General features: G+C 64.2%; 1 protein-coding gene. It reads right to left on the bottom strand.

The features are described 5' to 3' along the window. On the bottom strand, window positions 1-274 hold a 274-nt coding region (locus AF337_RS11955; protein ID WP_244471225.1), incomplete at both ends, for a DUF3313 family protein.

Below are 274 nucleotides of genomic sequence, written 5' to 3'. Positions count from 1 at the left end.
GACGACGAGGTCTGCCGGCTGGCTTGCAACCACGACCTTGAAGCGGTCGATGAGGCCCATGCACAGCGCCCGGTCGACGGCGTTGGTCAGAAGCGCCAGGTCCTTGGCGTCGAAAGAACCGCCGGCATTCTCCACACTCGTCGGAGCGATGCGCACCGTTTGCGCGGCAAGAACCGCTGGCGGATTCACGCGCAATTTTGCTTTGGTCAGAGAGCCGCCCGACGCTGTCATTCCCGCATAGGTGCCAAGCGAGCTGCCCTGCTGCAGGGGTACG

This window comes from Rhizobium ecuadorense (assembly GCF_001187535.1).
Classification (GTDB): Bacteria; Pseudomonadota; Alphaproteobacteria; order Rhizobiales; family Rhizobiaceae; genus Rhizobium; species Rhizobium ecuadorense.
Note: the sequence above shows the minus strand (reverse complement) of the source record. Positions and strands in the feature narration are given on the sequence as shown.